General features: G+C 68.2%; 18 protein-coding genes. 8 read left to right on the top strand and 10 right to left on the bottom strand.

What is annotated here, in order from left to right; translation table 11 throughout:
• The first annotated feature begins 1 nt into the window (after position 1).
• Positions 2-250: a hypothetical protein gene (locus R2D22_RS15955; RefSeq protein WP_318104096.1), complete on the top strand. Its 249-nt coding sequence runs from the start codon at positions 2-4 to the stop codon at positions 248-250.
• Between the two features lie 118 nt (positions 251-368).
• Here R2D22_RS15955 and R2D22_RS15960 read toward each other — a convergent pair whose 3' ends face one another.
• The gene (locus R2D22_RS15960; protein ID WP_318104098.1) at positions 369-674 is read right to left on the bottom strand and encodes a hypothetical protein; all 306 of its coding nucleotides are present in this window, start codon (positions 672-674) and stop codon (positions 369-371) included.
• A 118-nt stretch (positions 675-792) separates the two neighbouring features.
• Here R2D22_RS15960 and R2D22_RS15965 point away from each other — a divergent pair, with 118 nt between their 5' ends.
• On the top strand, positions 793-3,033 hold the full coding sequence (locus R2D22_RS15965; RefSeq protein WP_318109793.1) for an NACHT domain-containing protein: 2,241 nt from the start codon (positions 793-795) through the stop codon (positions 3,031-3,033).
• A gap of 108 nt (positions 3,034-3,141) precedes the next feature.
• On the opposite strand, the gene R2D22_RS15970 is transcribed toward R2D22_RS15965, so the two are convergent.
• The 4 genes from R2D22_RS15970 to R2D22_RS15985 form a co-directional block, all read right to left on the bottom strand.
• Positions 3,142-4,461, bottom strand: coding sequence for a dicarboxylate/amino acid:cation symporter (locus tag R2D22_RS15970; RefSeq protein ID WP_411977028.1), 1,320 nt, complete (start codon positions 4,459-4,461; stop codon positions 3,142-3,144).
• A gap of 342 nt (positions 4,462-4,803) precedes the next feature.
• Complete coding sequence (locus R2D22_RS15975; RefSeq protein WP_318104103.1) at positions 4,804-5,100, bottom strand: DUF4229 domain-containing protein; 297 nt, start codon at positions 5,098-5,100, stop codon at positions 4,804-4,806.
• Positions 5,101-5,170: 70 nt separating this feature from the next.
• A complete protein-coding gene (gene mqnE / locus R2D22_RS15980; RefSeq protein WP_318104105.1) occupies positions 5,171-6,334 on the bottom strand; it encodes an aminofutalosine synthase MqnE in 1,164 nt (387 codons plus the stop codon).
• Positions 6,335-6,382: 48 nt separating this feature from the next.
• Complete coding sequence (locus R2D22_RS15985) at positions 6,383-6,838, bottom strand: Lrp/AsnC family transcriptional regulator (protein ID WP_318104107.1); 456 nt, start codon at positions 6,836-6,838, stop codon at positions 6,383-6,385.
• Positions 6,839-6,951: 113 nt separating this feature from the next.
• On the opposite strand from R2D22_RS15985, the gene R2D22_RS15990 reads away from it, so the two are divergent.
• The gene (locus tag R2D22_RS15990; RefSeq protein ID WP_318104108.1) at positions 6,952-7,089 is read left to right on the top strand and encodes a hypothetical protein; all 138 of its coding nucleotides are present in this window, start codon (positions 6,952-6,954) and stop codon (positions 7,087-7,089) included.
• On the opposite strand, the gene R2D22_RS15995 is transcribed toward R2D22_RS15990, so the two are convergent.
• Complete coding sequence (locus R2D22_RS15995; protein WP_318104111.1) at positions 7,086-7,766, bottom strand: UbiX family flavin prenyltransferase; 681 nt, start codon at positions 7,764-7,766, stop codon at positions 7,086-7,088. The genes R2D22_RS15990 and R2D22_RS15995 overlap by 4 nt on opposite strands.
• 89 nt (positions 7,767-7,855) lie before the next feature.
• On the opposite strand from R2D22_RS15995, the gene R2D22_RS16000 reads away from it, so the two are divergent.
• On the top strand, positions 7,856-8,467 hold the full coding sequence (locus R2D22_RS16000) for a rhomboid family intramembrane serine protease (protein WP_318104112.1): 612 nt from the start codon (positions 7,856-7,858) through the stop codon (positions 8,465-8,467).
• Between the two features lie 18 nt (positions 8,468-8,485).
• Here the strand turns inward: R2D22_RS16000 and mqnP are convergent, their stop codons facing one another.
• Positions 8,486-9,388: a menaquinone biosynthesis prenyltransferase MqnP gene (gene mqnP / locus R2D22_RS16005; RefSeq protein WP_318104113.1), complete on the bottom strand. Its 903-nt coding sequence runs from the start codon at positions 9,386-9,388 to the stop codon at positions 8,486-8,488.
• Positions 9,385-10,842 carry a menaquinone biosynthesis decarboxylase gene (locus R2D22_RS16010; protein ID WP_318104114.1) on the bottom strand — a complete coding sequence of 486 codons (1,458 nt, stop codon included), beginning with the start codon at positions 10,840-10,842 and terminating at the stop codon, positions 9,385-9,387. Before R2D22_RS16010 ends, mqnP begins: the two co-directional genes overlap by 4 nt.
• Positions 10,843-11,013: 171 nt before the next feature.
• Between R2D22_RS16010 and R2D22_RS16015 the strand changes: the two genes are divergently transcribed.
• Entirely contained in the window at positions 11,014-11,409 is a 396-nt protein-coding gene (locus tag R2D22_RS16015) for a PLD nuclease N-terminal domain-containing protein (RefSeq protein ID WP_318104115.1), read from the top strand.
• A complete protein-coding gene (locus tag R2D22_RS16020; protein ID WP_318104117.1) occupies positions 11,409-12,305 on the top strand; it encodes a LysR family transcriptional regulator in 897 nt (298 codons plus the stop codon). Before R2D22_RS16015 ends, R2D22_RS16020 begins: the two co-directional genes overlap by 1 nt.
• Here the strand turns inward: R2D22_RS16020 and R2D22_RS16025 are convergent.
• Positions 12,196-13,137, bottom strand: a complete 942-nt coding sequence (locus R2D22_RS16025; RefSeq protein ID WP_318104120.1) for a DMT family transporter — start codon at positions 13,135-13,137, stop codon at positions 12,196-12,198. The two genes, R2D22_RS16020 and R2D22_RS16025, sit on opposite strands and share 110 nt — an antisense overlap.
• A gap of 133 nt (positions 13,138-13,270) precedes the next feature.
• Positions 13,271-13,759, bottom strand: coding sequence for a MarR family winged helix-turn-helix transcriptional regulator (locus R2D22_RS16030; RefSeq protein ID WP_318104122.1), 489 nt, complete (start codon positions 13,757-13,759; stop codon positions 13,271-13,273).
• Between the two features lie 153 nt (positions 13,760-13,912).
• On the opposite strand from R2D22_RS16030, the gene R2D22_RS16035 reads away from it, so the two are divergent.
• Together R2D22_RS16035 and R2D22_RS16040 are read left to right on the top strand one after the other, a co-directional pair.
• Positions 13,913-14,764, top strand: coding sequence for an NAD(P)H-binding protein (locus tag R2D22_RS16035; RefSeq protein ID WP_318104124.1), 852 nt, complete (start codon positions 13,913-13,915; stop codon positions 14,762-14,764).
• Positions 14,765-14,812: 48 nt separating this feature from the next.
• Positions 14,813-16,225, top strand: coding sequence for an MFS transporter (locus R2D22_RS16040; RefSeq protein ID WP_318104126.1), 1,413 nt, complete (start codon positions 14,813-14,815; stop codon positions 16,223-16,225).
• Positions 16,226-16,229: the final 4 nt, after the last annotated feature.

Raw genomic sequence — 16,229 nt, forward strand, 5'->3', positions numbered from 1 at the left:
TGTGATCAGCAAGGTAGATCAGGGCAGCGTGTGGGTCGATGCCGATGACAGCTGCGACGAGCCGCGTGAGCTCCTCGTCGACGCCGGATGGCTCTTCCTGCTCAACGCGTGCGTCCAGTACGACCGGGACCGCCGCGAGGCCGCCAACCTCAGAAAGGCAGCGGCCCTCCGGATCGGTGACGAGGCCGGCCACGGCGAGATCAAGGTGACCATCACCCGCGGCGCGAGCACCCCAGGCCTTCCGTTCTGATCACTGACATCCAATGACTGGGCCCGGTTTCATTCGAGGAACCGGGCCCAAGTGGACCACGCGGCCGTAGCCAGCCTTCCGGCATAGCTGACAAGCTCACCAAAATGGGCGGTTCTGGTCACCCTTGACGCTGGGTGAATTTGCGCTTTGCCTTAACCCGCTTCACTACCTGCTCGCCGGATCCCCCCATCTCCATGTGCACCGAGCCAGCTTGGACGTCCTCAATGTGCTGGCGGGCGCTTGGTGTGGCCTCGCTATGTGTCAGCCAGACTTGCAGACCGACACCAACGATCACCAGTGCGACTGCGCATGCCCCCCACGCCAGAGACCACTTCTGCGTCAGCATGCCTGTTGACACATTGACTGCCGCTGCCACCGCAACCGTTGCCCCCGCGGCCAGCGCACGCTTGGTAGCCAACTGCATCTCTCAACTCCCTGCGGCGTACGTAACATGACAGATCCAAGTCTGCACACCTGGGGGGCGTATGCGTCGCAGATTCAAGCAGGAGATCGGGAACGCGGTGGTCCATGGCTCTGTGACCATGATCCAAAGCACGCGCCGCTCGGCAGAGGACGATCTGAACCAGGCCGTCCATAGACTTCGGGGGAATGTACAGGCCAGCCTTGAGACAGAGATCGCACGGCGGAGACTCAAGCAGCCTGATCCAATTCAGGTCGGCTGGTCGCTTACCGAACGCCAGGTCCAGTCACGCAAGGCGGCACGAGAGGCCGCGGATCTGCCCCAGAGTGGCAATCTCGCCGATATACCTGCCCTTCTCCGTGAGCTGCCGGATCACCAACTAGTGGTGCTGGGCCCACCCGGTGCAGGCAAGAGCGTCCTCTCCCTGTTGCTGGCCTGGGACTTTCTCCAATCAACGCGTCCTAGCGATCCCGTACCAGTTCTGCTGCCGCTGTCATCCTGGCGGCCTACGATCAGGCTACTCACTTGGATCACGCGCCGTATCACAACGTTCTGCCCAGACCTTGCGGATGAGCGAGAGTTCGGCAAGGACGTCACAAAGAGGCTCATCAGCGAGCGCAGGATCATGCTGATACTGGACGGCTTGGATGAGTTGCCAGAGGCTCTGCATGCTTTGGCCGTTGAAGCCATCGATGCAGCCATCGCCGAGGGTCTCTGGTTGCTGGTGACTTGCCGCGCATCGGAGTACGAGAGCATCACACGTACTGGGACCCACCTCACCAGAGCCATCGCTGTGGAGCTTGAAGCCGTCACACCTGACCAGGCGATTACCTACCTGAGAGATTCGACGGTTACCAGAGACAGCCGTTGGGGCCCTGTCCACGACCACTTGGAGAAGAATCCGGATTCTGCCTTGACGAAGGCGCTGTCTTCTCCCTTGATGCTGTACTTGGCGCTGACTGTCTGCCGGCGAATCGAGAACGACCCTCGCGACCTGCTGAAACCGGATCGCTTCCCCACTCCTGCGGCAATTGAGTCACACCTGCTAGACAGCTACCTTCACACCGTGTACGCCGAGCCGACCATCAGTAAACGCCAGGTCGATTCTGCACGGCGCTATCTAACTACCATCGCACAACAGATGTGGCGCGACGGAACATTCGACTTCGCGTGGTGGCAAATTAACGCCAGAGTTACCGGACCGCTGGCGGGAACCGCCTTCGGATTGGTCTGGGGTTGGCTGTTCTTTGCACTGTACGGACCGCTCGTCGGCATTTCCTGCGGCCTCGCTGCTGGGACTGCAGGGTGGTTGGCACACACCGCCGTGAGAGAGGAACTCCGACAGGTTCACATCGCAGAGGATGCCCACCACGATCCGAAAAGCACCCTTCCCCAATACGCAGGCATCGGCCTGCTCGCCGGCCTCATCTCCGCCGGTGGCACAACTACAGCCGTAGGTCTTCTACTGATAGGAATGCTGGATGCAGGATCAGCACAGGCCTGGCGCCACGGGCTTCTCGCCGGAGGATCCGCAGGACTCGCCACGCTACTTGGGTCGACATGGGGTTCATACCAAGTATCGCGCACCTGGTTCTCGTTGACACGTCGGCTACCGTGGCCGCTGCTGAAATTCCTCGATAACGCCCGTTCCCTTGGGGTGTTACGCCAGAACGGAGCCGTCTACCAGTTCAACCATGCCCGAATCCAGACCCAACTGACTGACGAACACCACCGAACCCCTCGCTCGGTGCGCCGCCCGTGGACCAGTGGCAGCCATTGGAAGATCCTACTGCCCTTGGCACCCAGCGGCGCTCAGATCGGACTCGCGATGTTCGGGCTCTTATTGGTCAACGGATTCTTTACACAGATCAATCAAGTCCCACTGTCCTACAGTTCCTGGGCCGAGCCAGAGCTCTATATCATCTCGCCGTGTGACGCAAACACGCCCGCCGCGTGCACGCCCAGCTTTAGACTGCAATGGGAGCTGCCGCAGAGTTCCCGCTGGAAGACGGCTCTCACTGTTGGGAACAAAGAGAAACTCGCCATAGTCGACTTGGATGGCTCTGCGAGCGCCAACGGATGTCCGGGTTCCTCCGTTGAAGTGAGGCTAGCGCTGGGAAAGCTCGCACTAGCCCGGTTCGTCGTCAAAAACGACACGCCCGGCCCGGAATCCGTGGCTGGAAAGGTGTCGCTGCCCCGAGCCATCAACCTCAATGACCGACAGGTCGAGATCACCCTGCGCAGGTTGGACGACAAGACTTGCGATCTTTCCTTCAGCTGGGTGAATGCCAGAGTTGTCAAGGATCGCTTGTCACCCGCCGCAAGGCAGCGGCTCGGCATCGCAGAGCCGTCGGACACGTAGAGCCCACTGATCAGGCGATGGGACTGCCTTGCATACGTCCCAGGATGCACGCTGAAGCGCCCCAGACCATCCAAGGTCTGGGGCGCTTCAGCCACTGCAACGCAGATCTTACGCAGCGACAGGCACCGCAACCTCACGCTCGACGTCGGCCGGCTTCGCCTCGTCGATCGGGGAGGCCGAAGCCGAGTTGTACTTGTCCTGGTCGAGGATGCCCTCCCGGGCCGACACGAGCACAGGAGTTACAACTTGACCGGCCACGTTCGTGGCCGTCCTGACCATGTCCAGGATCGGGTCGATGGCCATCAGGAGGCCGACGCCCTCCAGGGGGAGGCCCAGGGCCGAGAGGGTCAGGGTCAGCATGACCGTCGCGCCGGTCAGGCCGGCGGTGGCTGCCGAGCCGATGACCGAGACGAAGACGATGAGCAGGTACTCCTTGATGCCCAGCTGCACGTCGAAGATCTGCGCGATGAAGATCGCGGCGAGCGCCGGGTAGATCGCGGCGCAGCCGTCCATCTTGGTGGTCGCGCCGAACGGCACCGCGAAGGACGCGTACTCCTTCGGGACGCCGAGGCGCTCGGTGACCCGCTGCGTGACCGGCATCGTGCCGACGGAGGAGCGGGAGACGAAGGCCAGCTGGATGGCGGGCCAGGCGCCCTTGAAGAACTGGATCGGGTTGACCTTGGCGACCGTCGCGAGCAGCAGCGGGTAGACGCCGAACAGGACCAGCGCGCAACCGATGTAGATGTCGGCGGTGAGCGTCGCGTACTTGCCGACGAGGTCCCAGCCGTACGTCACGATCGCCTTGCCGATGAGGCCGGCCGTGCCGATCGGGGCGAGGCGGATGACCCACCACAGGGCCTTCTGCAGCAGCTCCAGGACCGACTCGGAGAGCGTGAGGATCGGCTGGGCCTTCTCGCCGAGCTGGAGGGCGGCGATGCCGGCGACGGCTGCCATGAAGACGATCTGCAGGACGTTCAGCTCGGTGAACGGCGTGATGACGTCCGTCGGGATGATGCCGGTCAGGAAGTCGATCCAGCTGCCCTGGTGCTCGGGGAGCTTGCCGTCCTTCGGCGTGAGGCCGGTGCCGGCGCCCGGGTTCGTGATCAGGCCGATGGTGAGGCCGATGGCGACCGCGACCAGCGAGGTGATCATGAACCAGATGAGGGTCTGCGCGGCCAGCCGGGCCGCGTTGTTGACCTTCCGCAGGTTGGTGATCGAGACCAGGATCGCGAAGAAGACGAGCGGCGCGACGGCGAGCTTCAGGAGCTGGACGAAGATGCCGCCGACCTGGGTCAGGGTCTCCTTCAGCCAGTTGATGTCCTGGCTTCGGGCGAGCCAGCCGAGCAGGACGCCGATGGCCAGACCGGCCACGATCTGGGCCCAGAACGGGAACTTGGGTATGCGCTTGGACGCGGACAACGGACACACTCCACGGGTGCGTTCAAGGGGGAGGGAACGGAACGCGGCGCCCGCGCACAGGGGGGCGGCGCCGCTGCATGGCTGCCGGGGTCAGAGCTCGCGGCAACAGACCGCGGACATACAGCGGCACAGATCGACATGCAGGCGCGCCACGAGCGGGGTGCTCATGGCATCGGGGAGGCGCACTGCTGTCTTCATGGGCGACACGTTAACACTTGAACTTTGAGATACTCAAAGCTGTTCTTTGAGGTGCGTGGAGCCCGGCACGCCTGCGAAACGCAGAACACCCCTGTCAGGAGCCTTCGAGGCCCCTGACAGGGGTGTACGTGTGTGAGGAAGCTTACGTGGCGCTTATGCCGCCGCGTCCTCCTGCGAACGGGCGGCCTCCAGGCGGCCCTTCGCCTCGTCGACCTTCGCGACGATCTGCTCGGACATCGCGTCGCGCTGCCGGCGCAGCAGGACGAAGCTGAGCGGAGCGGAGATCACGATGGCGAGCAGCACGACCCAGAGCAGGTTCGAGTCACCGAGGCCGCGCGGCAGCACACCCACGTAGACGAGACCCCACAGGGCGAAGAAGCAGCCGACGAAGACGCCGAGCCGCATGAGGGTGTACCTGAGGGTGGCTGCACCCGTGCCGTTGGCGGACACGACGGCCCCTTTCTGTGGACTCCGAACAGTGAAACATGTGCCGAAATCGATCAATCCGGCACCCGTCGCGTCAGACGCGCATCGGCTGCGGCGACTCGCGGCGGTCGGCGTCCGGGCCCGGGTACTCGCGGATGATCTCGTACCGGGTGTTGCGCTCCACCGGACGGAAGCCGGCGTCCCGGATCAGCTCGAGCAGGTCCTCGCGGCCCAGCTTGTTCGGCGTGCCGTAGTTGTCCGCGTCGTGCGTGATCTTGTACTCGACGACCGAGCCGTCCATGTCGTCCGCGCCGTGCTGGAGCGCCAGCTGGGCGGTCTGGACGCCGTGCATGACCCAGAAGACCTTGACGTGCGGCACGTTGTCGAAGAGCAGCCGGGAGACCGCGAAGGTCTTCAGGGCCTCCGCGCCGGTCGCCATCTTCGTGCGCGCCTGGAGCTTGTTGCGGACCTTGCCGTCCTGCATGTCGACGAAGTCGTGCTGGTAGCGCAGCGGGATGAAGACCTGGAAGCCGCCGGTCTCGTCCTGGAGTTCACGCAGCCGCAGCACGTGGTCCACGCGGTGGCGCGGCTCCTCGATGTGGCCGTACAGCATCGTGGAGGGGGTCTTCAGACCCTTCTCGTGCGCCAGGCGGTGGATCCGGGACCAGTCCTCCCAGTGGGTGCGGTGGTCCACGATGTGCTGGCGGACCTCCCAGTCGAAGATCTCCGCGCCGCCGCCGGTCAGCGACTCCAGGCCGGCCTCGATGAGCTCGTCGAGGATGTCCGAGGCCGACATGCCCGAGATGGTCTCGAAGTGGTGGATCTCGGTGGCGGTGAACGCCTTGAGCGAGACGTTCGGGAGCGCCTTCTTCAGCTCGGAGAGCGAGCGCGGGTAGTAGCGCCAGGGCAGGTTGGGGTGAAGCCCGTTGACGATGTGCAGCTCGGTGAGGTTCTCGTTCTCCATCGCCTTGGCGAGGCGGACGGCCTCCTCGATGCGCATCGTGTACGCGTCCTTCTCGCCCGGCTTGCGCTGGAACGAGCAGTACGCGCAGGACGCGGTGCACACGTTCGTCATGTTGAGGTGGCGGTTGACGTTGAAGTGGACGACGTCACCGTTCTTGCGGGTCCGGACCTCGTGGGCCAGGCCGCCGAGCCAGGCCAGGTCGTCGGACTCGTACAGAGCGATGCCGTCCTCGCGGCTCAGCCGCTCTCCGGAACGGACCTTCTGCTCCAGCTCGCGCTTGAGTCCCGCGTCCATGCGGCCGCCTCCCATGTCTGACGATTTCAGGCTCCACCCACCGTACTCTCAGCCCTCCTCGGGCAGATCCCCGACCCGGTTCTCCCACTTGGTGGAGAGCACGATCGTCGTACGGGTGCGGGAGACGCCCTTGGTGCCGGAGAGCCGGCGGATGGTCTTCTCCAGTCCGTCGACGTCGTCCACCCGCACCTTGAGCATGTACGAGTCGTCGCCTGCGATGAACCAGCAGTCCTCGATCTCGGCGAGGTCCTTCAGCCTGCGGGCCACGTCCTCGTGGTCGGCGGCGTCGGAGAGGGAGATGCCGATCAGCGCGGTGACGCCCAGGCCGAGGGAGGCGGCGTCGACGGTGGCGCGGTAGCCGGTGATGACGCCCGCCGCCTCCAGCCGGTTGATGCGGTCGGTGACGGAGGGGCCGGAGAGCCCGACGAGGCGGCCGAGCTCGGCGTACGAGGCCCTGCCGTTCTCCCGGAGGGCCTGGATGAGCTGCCTGTCCACGGCGTCCATAGGTATGAAGCCTTCCATTGTCCAGCGATACCGCGAGTATAGGTATAGAATCTAAGGCATGCAGGGCCGACACCCTGCGAATCTTTCAGTTGATCAAAGACGATCTTTCAGGAGTGGTGTTCACCGTGTACACGATCGAGATGGCCTACGCCCGTATGCGCGAGCTGCAGGACCTGGCCAACCGCTCGCGTGCCCACCAGCCGTCCGCTTCGAAGCGCGCCGCCAGGAAGCGCGCCGCCAAGAAGCGCTAATCCCCCCGGGAGGCAGCTCCACCGAGCTCTCCCTCCCAACGGCGGTACAGCCGGTGCGGCACCCCTGCCGCGTCGAGCACCCGCCCGGCGACGAAGTCCACCAGATCCTGGATGTGCGTCGCCCCCGCGTAGAACGCCGGAGAGGCGGGCAGCACCACTGCGCCCGCCTCGTCCAGCGCCACCAGATGCTTCAGCGTCTGCCCGCTCAGCGGGGTCTCCCGCACCGCGACCACCAGCGGCCGCCGCTCCTTGAGCATCACGCTCGCCGCCCGCTGCAGCAGGTCCTTCGAAAGCCCCAGCGCCACACCCGCCACCGATGCGGTCGACGCGGGAACGATCAGCATCCCCTTCACCGGGTACGATCCGCTGCTCGGCCCCGCCGCCAGATCCCCGGCGCTCCAGTACCGCACGTCGTCGATGTCGGGAGCGAACGTCCCCGGCTTCCCGTCGGCGCCCCGCGCCAGCCACTCCGCCAGGTCCTCGCGCCAGTGCGCGTCCCGGAACGCGATCCCCGTCTCGTCGAGCAGCGTCAGCCGCGACGCACGCGAGACGACCAGATCGACGCTCTCCCCCGCTGCGAGCAGCCCCCTCAGGACGGCGGCCGCGTACGGGGTTCCTGACGCCCCGGACACCCCGACCACCCAGGGACGACGCTGCTGCTTCTCTACCGGCTCCACGCCGACGAGCCTATCCGGAGGCCCGGGACGAGAACTCCGCACGGGGTCCCGTACGTTCTCCCCTACACAGGACGGAAGAGCCCAGGGGGATGGCCATGACAGAGCTCGAAACACCACAGTGGCGTACGTCCGACCGGGCGAAGGCGGCGATACAGCTGATGGCGGGCTGGGTGGCCCTGCTCTGGATCCTCGAAGCCGTCGACCTCGCCACCGGCCACGCGCTCGACGCGTACGGCATCGTCGCCCGCGACACGGACAGCTTCGGCGGAATCCTCGCGGCGCCGTTCCTGCACTTCGGTTTCGGACACGTCGCCTCCAACAGCGTCCCGCTGCTGATCCTCGGCTTCGTCGCGGCCCTCGGCGGCATCCGCCGCTTTCTCGCCGTCTGCGCGCTGATCATCCTCGCCGACGGCGTCGGCGTCTGGCTGATCTCCCCGTCGAACTCCGTCACCGCGGGCGCGTCCGGACTGGTCTTCGGTCTCTTCGGCTACCTCGTGGTCCGCGGCTTCGTGGAGCGCAAGCCCCTCGGCATCGCCGTCGGCCTGACGATCGCCGCCCTCTGGGGCGGCTCCGTCCTGGTCGGCATCTCCCCCGCCAACACCACGGTCAGCTGGCAGGGCCACCTCGTCGGCCTGGTGGCCGGCGTGGGCGCCGCTTTCCTCTTCCGCCCGGCCCGGCGCCGCGCCGCCCTCACCACGTGATCCCCGCGCGGCCGGCCGTCACACCGTCAGGCCGCGCACCAGCAGGTCGAGCAGCGCGCACACGAACAGACTGATCCCGATGAAGCCGTTCGTGGTGAAGAACGCCCGGTTCAGCCGGGACAGGTCGTTCGGCTTCACGATCGTGTGCTCGTAGCAGAACGCCACCACCACGATCACCAGGCCGCCCCAGAAGAACAGCCCCGCGTCCGTCGCCAGCGCGTACCAGACCAGCAGGCCCGTCGTGACGACCGCAGAGGCGCGCGCGCCCCACAGCGCCGCCGGGACGCCGAACCGGGCAGGCACCGACATCACGCCGTGCGCCCGGTCCGCCTGCACGTCCTGGCAGGCGAAGATCAGGTCGAACCCGCCGATCCACACACCGACCGCGAGCCCCAGGATCACCGCGTCCCAGGACCACTCCCCGGTCACCGCCAGCCACGCCCCGACCGGTCCCATCGCCTGCGCCAGGCCCAGGATCGCGTGCGGGAAGTTCGTGAACCGCTTCCCGTAGGGGTAGACCACCATCGGCACCACGGCGAGCGGCGCCAGCGCCAGGCAGAGCGGATTCAGCAGGGCCGCCGCGCCGAGGAACACCACGACGGCGATGCCGGCGCCGGTCCACGCCGAGCGGACCGACACCGCGCCCGTCACCAGTTCACGATTGGCCGTGCGCGGGTTCCGCGCGTCGATCTCCCGGTCGATGATCCGGTTGCAGGCCATCGCGAAGGTCCGCAGGCCCACCATGCAGACCGTCACCAGGAACAGCGTCCACCAGTGGATCTTCCGGTCCAGCTGGAACATCGCGGTGAGCGCGGCGATGTACGCGAACGGCAGCGCGAAGACCGAGTGCTCGATCATCACCAGCCGCAGGAACGCCTTCGTACGGCCCGGCTGCGCGCCCGGGACGGCAGCGGTCGTCACAGGCCGTACTCCTTCCAGCGGCGGTCCACCAGGGCCGCGGTCGCCGGGTCCGACTCCACCATGTCCGGCCAGCCGCCGTCCCGGGTGTAGCCCTCCTCGGGCAGCTTCTTCGTCGCGTCGATGCCCGCCTTGCCGCCCCAGAACTGCTGGTACGAGGCGTGGTCCAGGTGGTCCACCGGGCCTTCGACGACGGTGAGGTCGCGCGCGTAGTCGGTGTTGCCGAGCGCCCGCCAGGACACCTCGTGCAGGTCGTGGACGTCGCAGTCCTTGTCCACCACGATGATCAGCTTGGTCAGCGACATCATGTGCGCGCCCCAGATGGCGTGCATGACCTTCTGCGCGTGCTTCGGGTACTTCTTGTCGATCGAGACGATCGCGCAGTTGTGGAAGCCGCCCGACTCCGGCAGGTGGTAGTCCACGATGTCCGGCACGATGATCTTCAGCAGCGGCAGGAAGAACCGCTCCGTCGCGCGGCCCAGCGGGCCGTCCTCGGTCGGCGGCCGGCCGACCACGATCGACTGGAGCAGCGGACGCTTTCGCATCGTGATGCAGTCGATCTTCAGCGCCGGGAACGGCTCCTGCGGCGTGTAGAAGCCGGTGTGGTCGCCGAAGGGACCCTCCGGCAGCATCTCGCCGGGCTCCAGCCAGCCCTCGACGACGACCTCGGCGTTCGCCGGGACCTGGAGCGGAACGGTCTTGCAGTCGACCATCTCGATCCGCTTGCCCTGCACGAAGCCGGCGAACAGGTACTCGTCGATGTCACCGGGCAGCGGCGCGGTCGAGGCGTACGTGACGGCCGGCGGGCAGCCGAAGGCGATCGCGACCGGCAGCCGCTCGCCGCGCTCGGCGGCGACCGCGTAGTGGTTGCGGCTGTCCTTGTGGATCTGCCAGTGCATGCCGATGGTGCGCTTGTCGTGGCGCTGGAGGCGGTACAGGCCGAGGTTGCGGACGCCCGTCTCCGGGTGCTTGGTGTGGGTCAGCCCCAGGTTGAAGAAGGAGCCGCCGTCCTTGGGCCAGGTGAACAGCGCCGGCAGCAGGTCCAGGTCGACGTCGTCCCCGGTGAGGACGACCTCCTGGACCGGAGCGTTCTCGGACTTCACCTTCCTCGGCGGCACGTGGACCATCGAGCCCAGCTTGCCGAAGGCCTCCCGGACGCCGACGAAGCCGTGCGGCAGCTCCGGCTTGAGCAGCCCGCCGATCTTCTCGCTGATCTCGTCGTACGACTTCAGGCCGAGGGCCTTGAGGAGGCGGCGGTCCGTGCCGAAGACGTTCATCGCCAGGGGCATCGAGGCGCCCTTGACGTTCTCGAACAGCAGCGCCGGGCCCCCCGCCTTGTTCACCCGGTCGACGATCTCCCCGACCTCCAGGTACGGATCGACTTCGGCCTTGATGCGCTTGAGGTCGCCCTCGCGCTCCAGGGCCCTGAGCAGCGAGCGGAGATCGTCGTAAGCCATGGCGCCAAGTATCCCTGAGCACCGCAGGCGCTCCCGCCCCGGGGCCGGGCGCGTCTTGCCGGGGGTCCGGGGGTCGTCCCCCGGAACAGCACAGCGGTCACGGGCTAGGCTGAGCCTGTCACCGGGGCCGTACGAACGTGCCTCGCCATTGCTTCCAGGGGGCTGTCCCACATGCTCAGGGCACTGATGTACATCCTGCCGCTGGCGCTGACGATCTACGCCTTCATCGACTGCCTCAACACCCCCGAGGACGAGGCGAAGCATCTGCCGAAGGTGGCCTGGATCTTCATCATCCTGCTGTTCTGGATCGTCGGTCCGATCGTGTGGTTCGCCGCCGGCAAGATGCGCCACGCGCCCGCCGGAGGTCGTACGCCGTCCGAGTGGCACCGCAACCACCGGCACGAATGGGTCGCGCCCGACGACAACCCCGAGTTCCTGAAGTCGCTCCGCGAGGAGAACCAGAAGGACGAGTCGCTCCTCAAGGACTGGGAGGCGGACCTGCGCCGCCGCGAGGAGGAGCTGAAGAAGCGCGAGCAGGGCGAGGGCGAGAAGGACGCGGACAGCTGATGGAGCTGCGGCACCTGGTGACCTTCGAGAAGGTCGCCGCCGTCCTCTCCTTCACCCGGGCCGCCGCCGAGCTGAAGTACGCGCAGTCCAGCGTCACCGGCCAGATCCGCTCGCTGGAGACCTCGCTCGGCGTGGAGCTGTTCGAGCGGCTCGGCAGCCGGATCCGGCTCACCGAGGCCGGCGAGCGGCTGCTGCCGTACGCCCGGCGGATCATCGAGCTGAACGAGGAGGCCCGGGCCGCGGTCGCCGGGGCCGAGGAGCCGGCCGGGACGATCGCCGTCGGCACCATGGAGTCGCTGACCTCCTACCGGCTGCCGCCGCTCCTCGAACTGTTCCACCACCGCCACCCGAAGGTGCGTCTCACGCTGCGCCCCACGCTCGGCGACGCGACCCGGCAGGCGCTCCTCGACGGGACGTACGACATCGGGTTCCTGATGGAACGTGAGACGGAGCACCCCGGTCTGGAGTCGGAGGTCCTCGCGCCGGAGCCGCTGGTCCTGGTGGCCGGCCCGGGTCATCCGCTGGCGGGACGCGCCGGGCTCACGAGCGCGGACCTCGCGGCGGCGCCGCTGGTGGGCACCGAGCCGGGCTGTCCCTACCGCGACCTCTTCGAGGAGGAGTTGCGGGAGTGGGCGCCGCCGTTCATGGAGTTCGGCACGATCGAGGCGACCAAGAAGGCGGTCGCGGGCGGGCTGGGGCTCGCGCTGCTGCCCCGGATCACCGTCTCCGAGGAGCTGGCGTCCGGGGCGCTGACGGCCCTCGACTGGGAGGTGCCGTTCACGCTCTTCACGCAGATCGCGTGGCGGCGGGGGAAGCAGCTGCCGGGGCACGTCCGGCTGTTCGTGGAGCAGGCGCGTCGGCTGGTGCGGGAGCAGTCCGGGTCGCCGGAAGCGTGACCTTCAGGCCGGCCAGGACGATCAGCGGGACGCCGAGCGCCTGGACGAGACCGATGTGGTGCCCGTACACGGCCCAGTCGGCGACCATCGCGACGGCCGGGTACGTGAAGGCGAGCACGGCGATCTTGGCCGTGGGCAGCTTGGCGTAGGCCGAGTACATCAGCACGTACATCAGTCCCGTGTGGATGAGCCCCAGCCCGGCGAGCCAGCCCCAGCCGGCGCCGAGCCCGGCCGCGGCGCCGAAGTCGGCGAAGGGCAGCAGCAGCGGGAGCCCGACGAGGACCTGCACGAGGGCGATCAGGTGCGGCCGGACGCCGGTGATCCGCTTGGTGACGACGGTGGACAGGGCGTAGAGCACGGCGGCGCCGAGCGCGAGCCCGAGCCCCTTGAGCGAGGCGGTGTCGCCCGGCCGGACGCCGGAGACGAGGACCAGGCCGGCAAAGGCCACGGCGAGCCAGCCGAACTTCGCGGCGGTGATCCGCTCCCGGAACAGCACCGCGCCGAGCAGCACCAGGAAGAACGGCTGCGTGTGGTAGACGACGGTGGCGAAGGAGATCGAGACGGCCTCGTACGCCTCGAACAGGAACACCCAGTTGAAGACGATGAACACGCCGCCGAGCGCGGCGAGCCCGAGCTTCTTCGGCGTGAACCCGTGCCCGGTGAAGTAGCCCCGCGCGAGGCTGTACGCCCCGAGCGCGAGGGCCCCGAACAGGCACCGGAAGAACACCACGTTGAAGGCGGACGCCCCGGACTCGACGACGAAGATGCCGAGGGTGCCGGACAGCACCATGGCGAGGGTCAGTTCGACGGTTCCCCTGGTCTCGTTTCTCATGGGAACGACGCTACGAACGACCGCCCCGCCCGGTCCACGAGCCAGTGGGGCGTCCTCCCGATGGGCCCATCGGGCGGGCCGATGGGCGCGTCGGGCGGGAGCCCGCGCCAGGGGTTCGCGCCGGCGGTTGGCGCTAGCGGTTCGCGTCCTTGGCCCGCTGGGCCAGGCTGTCCTGCGAGGCGACGTACTTGAGCATGAGGCGGGCGAGCTCCAGGCGTTCCCGCTCGGGCCAGTCCTCGGTGATGTACTCGTAGGCCTGACGCTGGTGGCGGCCGAAGCGGGTCATCAGCTCCCGGCCCTCGGCGCTGAGATGGAGCACCGTACGGCGGCCGTCCTGCTGGGAGGCGGCCCGCACGAGGTAGCCGGCCGCGATGCAGTCGGAGACCATGCGGCTGGCCACCGACGGGTCCACGCCCAGGTGCTTGCCGACCCCGCCGACCGTGACCTCGCCGGTGTCCTCCTGCTCGGCCTCCAGGACGATCCGGAGCACCAGCGTGCGGCTCAGGTCCTTCTCGGAGATCGGGTCCTCGACCTCCAGGAGTGAGGAGCGCCGGAGCTTCCCGAAGGCCGGGCCCACAGCGTTGAGCAGCTCGTCCGCCGTCTCCGGCTCTCGCTTCGTCATGCCCTCATCGTACAGACATGAATGCCTCCACGAAGGCATGTGTTGACTCTCAAACGTGTGCATGCAAGCATGCATATACCGAACGGCACGCACCGGACGCCGAACGGCGCTTCCCCGCAACGGACTTCGACCTTCGAACGAAGGAGCTTTCCCATGACCACGCTCGTCACCGGCGCCCGCGGCAAGGTCGGCCAGGGCCTCGTGGCCCGTCTGCACGCCGCCGGCCACACCGTCCGCGCCGCCAGCGCCGCCCCCGCCGAACTGACCGTCCCCGAGGGCGTCGAGACCGTCGCGCTCGCCCTCGGCAGCCCGGACGACGACGCCCTCCACACCGCTCTCCGCGGCGTCCGCCAGGTCTTCCTCTATCCGGACCCCGCCGGCATCCACACACTGATCAAGGCCGCCGAGGCCGCCGGCGTCGAGCACGTCGTCCTGCTCTCCTCGTCCTCCGTCCTCGGCCCCGACGCCGAGAACGACCCGCTGGCGAGCCACAGCCTGGAGGTCGAGCGCGCCCTCGCCGACTCCGGCCTGACCTGCACCTTCCTGCGGCCCGACGCCTTCGCCAGCAACTCCCTCGGCTGGGCGTACGTCGTCGGCGGCTCGTTGCCGGTCCAGCTCGCGTACCCCGACGCGCACATCGCGCCGATCCACCCCGAGGACATCGCCGACATCGCCTTCGAGGCGCTGACCGGGGAGGCCCTCACCGGCCGCCGGATCACGCTCACCGGCCCCGAGTCGCTCACCTTCCGCGAGCAGCTCGCCGTCCTGTCCGACGCCGTCGGCCGCCCGATCCCCGTCGAGCAGATCTCCCGCGCCGAAGCCGAGCAGCAGATGGGCCGCTTCATGCCCCCGGCCATGGTCGGCTCGCTGCTCGACCTGTGGTCCGCCGCCTCGCACGGGCCCGCCACCGTCGCCGACACCACCGAGACCCTGCTCGGCCGCCCCGCCCGCACCTACCGCGAATGGGCCCGCGACAACGCCGGCGCCTTCGCCCCACAGCACTGACCGGCACAGCACTGACCGGCCACCCCGTCCTCCAAGGAGACCCCGCCCATGTCCCTCACCCGCGCCCCGGCAGAGGCCGCCGACGCCTCCCCGCCCGACACCGGCCGCCGGTGGGCCGTCCTCGCCGTCGTCCTGTTCGCCGCGGTCCTCGACCTCCTCGACGCGACGATCACCAACATCGCCGCCCCGACCATCGCCGCCGACCTGGGCGGCGGCGAGTCCCTCGTCCAGTGGCTCGGTGCCGGTTACGCCCTGTCCATGGGCGTCCTGCTGGTGGTCGGCAGCCGGCTCGGCGACAGGTACGGCCGGCGCCGGCTGTTCCTGATCGGCCTCACCGGCTTCACCCTCGCCTCCGTCGCCTGCGGACTCGCCTTCGACCCCGCCTCCGTCATCGGCTTCCGCCTGCTCCAGGGAGGCTTCGGCGCCCTGGTCGTCCCGCAGGGCTTCGGCATCCTCGGCGCGGTCTTCCCGCCGAAGGAGATCGGCAAGGCGTTCGGCGTCTTCGCCCCCTGCCTCGGCCTTTCGGCGATCAGCGGCCCGGTCCTCGCCGGCCTGCTCATCGACTCCTTCGGCTGGCGCTCCATGTTTCTGATCAACATCGTGCTCGGCGGCCTGGCGATCGTGCTCGCCGTCCGCCTGCTGCCCCGCGACACCGGCGACCGCGCGGTCACGCTCGACGGTCCCGGATCCGCGCTGCTCGCCGCGACGATGCTCGGCCTGCTGCACGGTCTGATCGACGGCGCCGCCCACGGCTGGACCCTCCTCCCGGTCCTCTCCCTCGCCGCCGGCGCCGGCTTCTTCGCCCTGTTCTGCCTGCGCCAGCGCCGCGCCGCCGCCCCGCTGATCGAGCCGTCGTTGCTGCGCAACCGCGGCTTCACCTCGGGCCTGGTCCTCGGCCTCGTCTTCTACGCGGCGGTCGCCGGCCTGCTCTTCGTCCTGTCCCTGTACCTCCAGGACGGCCTGCACCGCTCGCCGACCGGCGCCTCGCTCGGCCTCGCCCCCGTCGCCGCCGGCATCATCGTCGCCTCGATCGCCGCACACGGCCTCAAGGCCCGCCTCGGCCGCACCCTGATCCTCGTCGGCCTGCTGCTCACGCTCACCGGAACGCTGGCCCTGCTCGCCCTCGTGCAGAGCACCACCCCGACGACCGGGACGCTGCTCGTCCCGGTGTTCGTCACCGGCCTCGGCCTCGGCACCTGCTTCGGCACCGTCTACGAGGTCACCCTCGGCGACATCGCCCCGAAGGAGGCCGGCAGCGCCTCCGGCTCGCTGAACGCCGTCTCCCAGCTGGCCAACAGCATCGGCGCCGCGGCCGTCACCACCGTGTACTTCCACACCTCCGGCGCCTCCGCGGACGCCGCCGGCCGCAGCCTCGCCCTGGTCGCCGCCGCCGTCCTCGTCTGCTGCGCCCTCGTCCGCCTGCTGCCCCGCACGGCGCAGTCCCCCCACCATCAGGCGTGACGCC

It is taken from the genome of Streptomyces sp. HUAS YS2, assembly GCF_033343995.1.
Taxonomy (GTDB): Bacteria; Actinomycetota; Actinomycetes; order Streptomycetales; family Streptomycetaceae; genus Streptomyces; species Streptomyces solicathayae.

What these genes read in the sequence shown, in the direction of transcription:
- R2D22_RS15960 (WP_318104098.1), bottom strand. Translation starts at nt 674, where the DNA reads ATGCAGTTGGCTACCAAGCGTGCGCTGGCCGCGGGGGCAACGGTTGCG.
- R2D22_RS15965 (WP_318109793.1), top strand. Translation starts at nt 793, where the DNA reads ATGATCCAAAGCACGCGCCGCTCGGCAGAGGACGATCTGAACCAGGCC.
- mqnE (WP_318104105.1), bottom strand. Translation starts at nt 6,334, where the DNA reads ATGGACGCGGGACTCAAGCGCGAGCTGGAGCAGAAGGTCCGTTCCGGA.
- R2D22_RS15985 (WP_318104107.1), bottom strand. Translation starts at nt 6,838, where the DNA reads ATGGACGCCGTGGACAGGCAGCTCATCCAGGCCCTCCGGGAGAACGGC.
- R2D22_RS16000 (WP_318104112.1), top strand. Translation starts at nt 7,856, where the DNA reads ATGGCCATGACAGAGCTCGAAACACCACAGTGGCGTACGTCCGACCGG.
- R2D22_RS16010 (WP_318104114.1), bottom strand. Translation starts at nt 10,842, where the DNA reads ATGGCTTACGACGATCTCCGCTCGCTGCTCAGGGCCCTGGAGCGCGAG.
- R2D22_RS16015 (WP_318104115.1), top strand. Translation starts at nt 11,014, where the DNA reads ATGCTCAGGGCACTGATGTACATCCTGCCGCTGGCGCTGACGATCTAC.
- R2D22_RS16020 (WP_318104117.1), top strand. Translation starts at nt 11,409, where the DNA reads ATGGAGCTGCGGCACCTGGTGACCTTCGAGAAGGTCGCCGCCGTCCTC.
- R2D22_RS16025 (WP_318104120.1), bottom strand. Translation starts at nt 13,137, where the DNA reads ATGAGAAACGAGACCAGGGGAACCGTCGAACTGACCCTCGCCATGGTG.
- R2D22_RS16030 (WP_318104122.1), bottom strand. Translation starts at nt 13,759, where the DNA reads ATGACGAAGCGAGAGCCGGAGACGGCGGACGAGCTGCTCAACGCTGTG.
- R2D22_RS16035 (WP_318104124.1), top strand. Translation starts at nt 13,913, where the DNA reads ATGACCACGCTCGTCACCGGCGCCCGCGGCAAGGTCGGCCAGGGCCTC.
- R2D22_RS16040 (WP_318104126.1), top strand. Translation starts at nt 14,813, where the DNA reads ATGTCCCTCACCCGCGCCCCGGCAGAGGCCGCCGACGCCTCCCCGCCC.